This window comes from uncultured Porphyromonas sp., from assembly GCF_947254915.1.
Lineage (GTDB): Bacteria > Bacteroidota > Bacteroidia > Bacteroidales > Porphyromonadaceae > Porphyromonas.
The window spans coordinates 1-7,066 of record NZ_CAMYEZ010000113.1; the positions used below are offsets into that span (position 1 = coordinate 1).

Here is a 7,066-nt window from a genome sequence, read left to right on the forward strand (position 1 = left end):
CAAGGTTGAGGCTACGCCTGATGAGGGCTACGAGCTCAAGAGCCTGAAGGTCAATAAACAGGATATCCTCTCGGCAAAGAAGTTTACGGTAGAGGGCGAGTCGACCGTTGTCGCTACCTTTGAGCAGAAGAAGCCCGTCACCTACGCGATTCACTTTGCACAGCCAGAGCATGGACATCTGAAGCTCTTCGCAGGGGAGCAGGAGATCCAGCCTAATGCTACGCTAGAGCGTGGTACAGAGGTTAAGGTTGAGGCTACGCCTGATGAGGGCTACGAGCTCAAGAGCCTGAAGGTCAATGAGCAGGACATCCTCTCGGCAAAGAAGTTTACGGTAGATGGCGAGTCGACCGTTGTCGCTACCTTTGAGCAGAAGACTGGTGTGGAGGAGCCTGACGAGAGCTTGCTCCTTAAGGTATACCCTAACCCTACAGATAGCTACTGTATCGTCTCTGTACCGGCGGCTTACATTGGCGAGACCGCATATCTCCTAGGAGCGGGTGGTGAGTTGCTACGTCTCCTACCTCTAGTGCAGAGCGAGGTGACGCTAGATCTAGCATACCTACCTATAGGCACCTATCTGCTCAAGGTCGGTGCTACAGACCACTCTCTGACCATCATCCGCAAATAATATAGACGGAGTATGACAATCGCAAATCTACACCGCCAGCCCCTCTTGAGGGGAGTGACCACGGTATGTCTCACCCTCCTTGCAGTCGCACTACTATGTAGCTGTAGCGATGAGATGCCGAAGCCTCTACAGATGACCTTGTCGTCTCGCACCTTCCTCCTCACGGTAGGTGATACAGCTCGACTTAATGTAGCTATAACGCCACAAGCGACCTCTTCGCAAGTGACCTTCAAGAGTCTTGATGAGACCATCGCACGAGTTGATCCTACGGGTCTTATCACCGCCTGTGCCTCAGGCGAGACAGCGATAGCTGTCGCACTCGGATCTCTACGGGATACTTGTCGGGTGCAGGTCTCTGCTCAGGCCGTGGCTATATCACTCCCCGATACTGATATAAGTGTTGTCGAGGGTGATACCACACGAATCCGCTATACGGTATCTCCTGAGGGCACTCCGGTGACCTTTACCTCTGCAGCTCCTCAGGTCGCCACGGTGGATGATCGTGGATGTGTCAGAGGTGTCTCCGTAGGCGAGACGACGATCACGCTACAAGCTCTCTCGATACAGGTCTCTGTGAGGGTGTCTGTGACGGCTCCTAATATTAAGGTATCAACAGAGTTGCCTCTGATGAAGTTTGCTCCTCAGCGAGATGCTACAGGTCACATCACAGAACCCAGCATTCTATCGTATGAGCAAAGCTTAGGTCGCAGATCGCAATCCATTCGCTATAATATGCAGCAGACCTACGAGGGCTTTGTAAATTTAGACTTGATGACTATACCAGCCGTCATCTATGGTATACCTACGGAAGATGGTCATGATAAGCGTATCATAGCCTATAGTAAGGAGACCATAGCACACTGCCCTCGTACACGTACGATGCTACGGAGTAGTGGGTTCTCCCAGATAGAGTCTGCTGTAATAGATGTGGCTGGTGAGGAGACTTCGGTCTTGCGCGCCAAGAGTGACATAGATCCAGATATAACGGTCGTGATGATGGATGAGGAGTATCCCGAGTTTGGAGCTCAGATGTATATGGAGTTTGTCAAGCGTATGCCTCGTCATCATAGTATTATGACCAATGTCCGGGACTTCCCCTCGCTCAAGGCTCTAGCGACTGGCTCGCTGGACAAAGCGCAAGCTTTCGAACAGCAGTTGGGACTTCGTGAGTTTAGCCAGCAAGACTCACAGCCCTACAGCCGTATATTTGTCACGAAGAGTGAAGCACTAGAGAAGAGTAATTTCAAGTGGGTCTACTACACCCTACGCGGGGTTCGCAGTCACCCCTTTATCAATGCTGAGCTCAACTGCCCCAATGGCAAGGCCGACATCAAGTCTACTGCGCTCAAGGAGTATCTCGCTCGCAACGGCTTTGATCAAGAGTACTACGTCGATGCCACCGCCAATGTGGTAATGGTGTATAATCATGATGGAGATCTATGCCAGATCTATGAAGACTCTGAAACTAAGCGCATACTCCTACAGCTAGTCCTCAAGCGGGATTTGCCAAACTCCGAGGGCTAGCTGGACGAGTACACAGGAAGCGTTTGCTACTGATACGAGTAGCACTCTTAATTGAGTAGGTTGGGAAACGAAAGTAGGTCAGAAAACTTTTTGTTTCCCTACCTACTTGATTTTCTTAGTGGGTAGAAGCTAGAGTTTAGACATGAACCGTGCATTCCGACAGCGGGTGTTAGAAGTCCCATGCGAGCGTCACGATGCTGGTGGATCCCCTCCGACAGCAAGATAATTAGTACCTTTGCAGGAGAGCCGAGCTGACACGAGAGCGAGGCTTCGTCACGTTGTATACTTATCTTTATAATATATGTCGCTACAGTGCGGTATCGTAGGACTACCCAACGTCGGTAAGTCCACTTTGTTTAACTGCTTGTCGAATGCTAAGGCGCAGTCGGCCAACTTCCCCTTCTGCACGATCGAACCCAACGTTGGGGTCATCACCGTGCCAGATGAGCGTCTCAATAAGTTGGTCGAGATGGAGCATCCTAAGCGGACGGTGCCTGCCACGGTAGAGATTGTCGACATAGCGGGGCTGGTCAAGGGTGCCAGTCAGGGCGAGGGGCTGGGCAATAAGTTCCTCTCAAACATCCGCGAGACTGATGCGATCATACACTTGCTGCGCTGCTTTGACGATGACAACATTACGCACGTTGACGGCTCCGTAGATCCAGTTCGGGACAAGGAGATCATCGACACGGAGCTACAGCTCAAGGATCTAGAGACGGTGCAGACGCAACTCAAGAAGTCCGAGCGGCAGGCTCAGACGGGTGGCGACAAGCAGGCGAAGATCCGTGTAGCGCTCCTCAAGCGTATCGAGGAAGCCCTACTGCAAGGGCTTAACGCTCGCTCGGTGACGCCGGAAAACAAGGACGAGGAGCAGGCGCTGCGAGACCTTTTTCTCCTAACAGCTAAGCCAGTCCTCTACGTCTGCAATGTTGACGAGGCGAGTGCCGCCACGGGCAATGCTTATGTGGAGGCCGTTCGCAAGGCTATCGCTCATGAAGATGCGGAGCTACTGGTCGTATCTGCGCATATCGAGAGCGAGATAGCAGAGCTGGAGGAGTATGAGGAGCGTCAACTCTTCCTGCAGGAGTTAGGGCTGGAGGAGACGGGTGTCAACCGTTTGATCCGTGCAGCCTACAAGTTGCTCAACCTCGAGACCTTCTTTACGGCTGGAGCTGATGAGTGCCGTGCTTGGACTTTTGTCAAGGGGAGCAAGGCTCCTCAGTGTGCGGGCATCATACACACCGACTTCGAGCGTGGCTTCATACGTGCTGAGGTGATCAAGTATGAGGACTATGTGCACTACGGCTCTGAGACGGCTGTCAAGGAGGCTGGTCGCATGGCGGTCGAGGGCAAGGACTACGTCGTGCAGGACGGAGACATCATGCACTTCCGCTTCAACGTATAGCGCCTCTAGTACAAAGTATTAACACCGAAATAGAATCAACCTATGCCGGACAAGATAATTATCGCAGACTTTGGCTCGCAGACTACACAGCTCATCGGACGTCGTCTGAGAGACCTGAACACTTACTGCGAGATAGTCCCCTACAACAAGATTCCCACAGACCTGACGGGCGTTCGCGGCGTCATCCTCTCGGGGAGCCCATACTCGGTCTATGCTGAGGAGGCTTTTACCGCAGACATAGCCGCTATCCGTGGAAGGCTGCCGATCCTAGGCATTTGCTATGGTGCCCAGCTGATGGTGCATCAGAGCGGAGGTGCCGTGGAGAACTCTAATACCCGTGAGTACGGAGCCTCTACACTACAATTGGTGGACAAAGCCGATCCACTGCTTGCTGGGCTCTCGCCACAGCACACGGTCTGGATGTCGCACGGTGACACGATCACACGCCTTCCCGAAGGCTTTAAGGTGATTGCCTCGACTCCCTCGGTGCAGTATGCCGCATATAGGATAGAAGGCGAGGAGACTTGGGGCGTACAGTTTCACCCAGAGATACATCACAGTGAGGAGGGTACGAAGCTCCTCGACAACTTCGTCACGCTCTGTGGCATCAAGGGCGAGTGGTCGTCCGAGTCTTTCATCGAGAACAGCATCGCCTCGATCCAGGCTCAGGTAGGTGACGAGCAAGTCATCATGGCGCTCAGTGGAGGCGTAGACAGTTCGGTCGCTGCGGTCCTCCTGCACCGTGCTATCGGCGATCAGCTCACCTGTATCTTTGTGGATCATGGGCTGATGCGACTAGGCGAGGCGGAGCAGATCTTGGCGGACTACAAAGCACTCGGACTAGGCTGTATCAAGGTTGACGCGAGTGCGAAGTTCCTCGGAGACCTGGCGGGCGTTCGTGATCCCGAGGCTAAGCGCAAAGTGATCGGCCGAGACTTCATCGAGGTCTTTGAGGCTGAGGCGAAGAAGTTGCCACAGGCTCGTTGGCTGGGACAAGGAACCATTTATCCGGACATCATCGAGTCCATCAATATCACGGGCAAGGTGATCAAGAGCCACCACAACGTGGGCGGACTGCCTGAGCGTATGCACCTCAAGCTGGTGGAGCCGCTGAAGCATCTCTTTAAGGATGAGGTGCGTCGTGTCGGCTTGGCCCTCTCTATGCCACGACATATGATCTTTCGCCATCCCTTCCCAGGGCCAGGCCTAGGCATTCGCGTGCTGGGCGAGGTGACTCCTCAGAAGGTGGCTATCCTCCAGCAGGCTGACAAGATATACACCGACCTGCTCCGCAAGTACAACCTCTACGATGAGGTCTGGCAGGCTGGAGCTATCCTCCTGCCCGTGCAGAGTGTGGGCGTCATGGGTGACGAGCGCACCTACGAGTACACGGTGGCTCTGCGGGCGGTGACGAGCGTCGATGCGATGAGTGCCGACTGGGCTCGCCTGCCGTACGACTTCCTCGCAGAGGTCTCTAACGAAATCATAAACAAGGTGCGTGGCGTCAATCGCGTCTGCTACGATGTGTCGTCGAAGCCACCCGCAACGATTGAGTGGGAGTAACCTTTCGCTCAGTCTATCTGCTTAATATCTAAATCAATATGTCCACCTATCAAGCTACCGATAGTCGCAAGGTGACCACCCGACGACTACTCGAGATGAAAGAGCGTGGGGAGAAGATCTCCATGCTCACCGCTTACGACTACTCTGCAGCACAGATCATCGACGCTGCCGGTATGGATGTGATCCTCGTAGGCGACTCTGCCAGTAATGTGATGGCGGGTAATGTGACTACGCTACCGATCACGCTAGACCAAATGATATATCACGGCAAGAGCGTGATGAAAGCGGTGCAGCGTGCGCTGGTTGTCGTTGACCTCCCCTTCGGCTCTTATCAGGGTAACTCTAAGATCGCTCTAGAGAGCGCCATCAAGGTGATGAAGATCACCCACGCTGATGCGATCAAGATAGAGGGAGGTAGCGAGATCCGTGAATCGGTAGAGCGTATCCTCTCGGCCGGTATCCCGATCATGGGGCACCTTGGGCTCACGCCTCAGTCGATCAATAAGTTTGGCTCTTACGCTGTCCGTGCTAAGGAGCAGGCAGAGGCTGATAAGTTGCTGGCCGATGCACATCTCCTTGAGGAGCTAGGTTGCTTTGCTCTCGTACTGGAGAAGATCCCAGCACCGCTAGCCACCAAGGTTGCCTCTGAGCTAACGATCCCCGTCATCGGCATCGGTGCCGGCGGTGGGGTGGACGGCCAAGTCCTCGTCATGCACGATATGCTCGGCATCACGCAAGGCTTTAGTCCTCGCTTCTTGCGTCGCTACGCTGACCTTGGCTCCATCATGACTGATGCGGTACAGCACTACATAGCCGATGTCAAGAGCCAAGACTTCCCGAACGAGGAGGAGTCTTACTAGTCGCCACAGATACATATATAATATAGCGAAGGCACCGCCAGCCAGTGAGCTTGGTGGTACCTTCGCTTTTGTTGTGTCTATGCTCCCCGAAATGAGTACTTTTGTGGAGTGCTCTTTCGCTCACTCAGCGAAAGGGGCGTCCAGTCCACTCTATCATGCCAGCAAAGCCCATCTCCATACTGATCCCCACGCGCAACTACGACTGCCGTCCACTCGTAGAGGCTCTGCATCGTCAGCTCCTACAGGCGCATGTGGAGGGTGAGATCATCCTCGGAGACGACTCCTCCGATCCTCGCTATGCTCAGCTCTACGACTCACTCCAGCTGGAGGGGCTCATACGGCTCGTCCGCCCCACGACACATCTTGGGGCGGGGTGCATGCGCAACTACCTAGCGCAGCAAGCCGAGGGAGACCAGCTTCTCATCATTGACTCCGACACAATGCCCGCCTCCGACAGCTTCGTCGTGGACTACCTGCAGGCAGCGCATCCCGAGAGGGTAGTGGTAGGGGGCTTCTGCTATCCTACCGAGCGCCCCACCAGCGACAGGCTATTGCGCTATAAGTATGGGCACAAGGTCGAGACCCGCAGCCTAGCCGAGCGACAGCAAGCGCCCGCAGATGCTTTCGTCAGTATGAGCTTCCTGATACCTCGTCACATCTTTCTCGAGGAAGGCTTCCCCACAGAGATGGGTATGGGCTACGAAGACGCCTACTTCGGCTATCGACTGACCGAGCGAGGGGTTGTCATCACGCACATTGACAACCCTGTCATCCATGCGCTCAAGGAGACTAGCGACCAATTCCTCGACACCACCGAGCGCTACGTGGAGAACCTCTACCGACACCGTGCCCTGCTCGCGCCCTATCCGATACGTCTCCTCCAGCTCTACCTACGACTAGAGCGCACCAGGCTCGTCCCGTTGCTCGGCAGCCTCGCTCCGCTCCTCAAGCCCTTGCTACGACGACAGCTCACCTCGCGCCACCCCTCGCTCCGCCTCTTCGCTCTCTACAAGCTCCTCCACCTCTGTTCCCTCCGATCGTAACCTCCGTCGGTCGTGTAGCGAGTGCTTTCCTCGGGAGCAACTG

The 7,066-nt window shown here is 54.7% G+C and carries 5 protein-coding genes and 1 pseudogene; all 6 read left to right on the forward strand.

Going from position 1 to position 7,066, the window contains the following annotated elements; all coding sequences use genetic code 11:
- Window positions 1-628, forward strand: a pseudogene (locus Q0X57_RS06885) (hypothetical protein); the annotation flags it as partial.
- 12 nt (window positions 629-640) lie between these two features.
- A complete protein-coding gene (locus tag Q0X57_RS06890; RefSeq protein ID WP_297729464.1) occupies window positions 641-2,152 on the forward strand; it encodes an Ig-like domain-containing protein in 1,512 nt (503 codons plus the stop codon).
- Between the two features lie 301 nt (window positions 2,153-2,453).
- Window positions 2,454-3,557 carry a redox-regulated ATPase YchF gene (ychF, locus tag Q0X57_RS06895; RefSeq protein WP_007365839.1) on the forward strand — a complete coding sequence of 368 codons (1,104 nt, stop codon included), beginning with the start codon at window positions 2,454-2,456 and terminating at the stop codon, window positions 3,555-3,557.
- 42 nt (window positions 3,558-3,599) lie between these two features.
- Window positions 3,600-5,120, forward strand: coding sequence for a glutamine-hydrolyzing GMP synthase (guaA, locus tag Q0X57_RS06900; RefSeq protein WP_297729468.1), 1,521 nt, complete (start codon window positions 3,600-3,602; stop codon window positions 5,118-5,120).
- Between the two features lie 38 nt (window positions 5,121-5,158).
- On the forward strand, window positions 5,159-5,980 hold the full coding sequence (gene panB, locus Q0X57_RS06905) for a 3-methyl-2-oxobutanoate hydroxymethyltransferase (RefSeq protein ID WP_007365746.1): 822 nt from the start codon (window positions 5,159-5,161) through the stop codon (window positions 5,978-5,980).
- Between the two features lie 155 nt (window positions 5,981-6,135).
- On the forward strand, window positions 6,136-7,023 hold the full coding sequence (locus Q0X57_RS06910) for a glycosyltransferase family A protein (RefSeq protein ID WP_297729472.1): 888 nt from the start codon (window positions 6,136-6,138) through the stop codon (window positions 7,021-7,023).
- Window positions 7,024-7,066: the final 43 nt, after the last annotated feature.

Bases quoted from the DNA above. Each gene is read 5' to 3' on its own strand.
- guaA (WP_297729468.1), top strand. From the start codon at position 3,600: ATGCCGGACAAGATAATTATCGCAGACTTTGGCTCGCAGACTACACAG.
- Q0X57_RS06910 (WP_297729472.1), top strand. From the start codon at position 6,136: ATGCCAGCAAAGCCCATCTCCATACTGATCCCCACGCGCAACTACGAC.
- panB (WP_007365746.1), top strand. From the start codon at position 5,159: ATGTCCACCTATCAAGCTACCGATAGTCGCAAGGTGACCACCCGACGA.
- Q0X57_RS06890 (WP_297729464.1), top strand. From the start codon at position 641: ATGACAATCGCAAATCTACACCGCCAGCCCCTCTTGAGGGGAGTGACC.
- ychF (WP_007365839.1), top strand. From the start codon at position 2,454: ATGTCGCTACAGTGCGGTATCGTAGGACTACCCAACGTCGGTAAGTCC.